This is a genomic window from Kitasatospora saccharophila, from assembly GCF_039529925.1.
Classification (GTDB): Bacteria; Actinomycetota; Actinomycetes; order Streptomycetales; family Streptomycetaceae; genus Kitasatospora; species Kitasatospora saccharophila.
In genome coordinates, this window is sequence record NZ_BAAANS010000167.1 from 1 (window position 1) to 827 (window position 827).

The 827-nt window shown below is 74.0% G+C and carries 1 protein-coding gene; it reads right to left on the bottom strand.

Annotated features, from left to right (window positions below):
• The coding region (locus ABD345_RS39990) for an HAD-IC family P-type ATPase (protein WP_344559758.1) at positions 1-827 on the bottom strand (827 nt) is incomplete at both ends.

Sequence of the window (827 nt, forward strand, 5' to 3'; positions counted from 1 at the left end):
TGGGCGCCGCGTCCGGTGCCGACCAGCAGGGCGGTGGGGGTGGCCAGGCCGAGGGCGCACGGGCAGGCGATGATCAGCACCGCCACGGCCGCGGTGAACGCGGCGCTCCAGCCCTCGCCGGTGCCCAGCCAGTAGCCGAGGGTGGCCAGCGCCAGGGTGATCACGATCGGCACGAAGACGGCGGAGATCCGGTCGGCGAGGCGCTGGGCGGCGGCCTTGCCGTTCTGGGCGTCCTCCACCAGCGTGGCCATCCGGGCGAGTTGGGTGTCGGCGCCGATCCGGGTGGCTTCGACGACCAGTCGCCCGCCGGCGTTGACGGTCGCGCCGGTGACGCTGTCGCCCGGGGCGACCTCGACGGGGACGGATTCGCCGGTGAGCATCGAGGCGTCCACCGCGGAGTTCCCCTCGATGACGGTGCCGTCGGTGGCGACCTTCTCGCCGGGGCGCACCACGAACCGGTCCCCGACGGCCAGTTGTCCGACCGGCACCCGGGTCTCCCGGCCGTCGCGCAGCACGGTGACGTCCTTGGCACCGAGTTCGAGCAGCGCCTTCAGCGCGGCGCCCGCGGTCCGCTTCGAGCGGGCCTCGAAGTAGCGTCCGGCCAGGATGAACGCGGTGACGCCGGCCGCCGCCTCCAGGTAGATGTTCGAGGCGCCGTCCGAGCGGGCGACGGTGAACTCGAAGCCGTGCCGCATCCCGGTCATGCCCGCGTCGCCGAAGAACAGCGCCCACACCGACCAGCCGAAGGCGGCCAGGGTGCCGAGCGAGACCAGGGTGTCCATGGTCGCGGCGCCGTGCCGGGCGTTGGTCCAGGCGGCCCGGTGGAA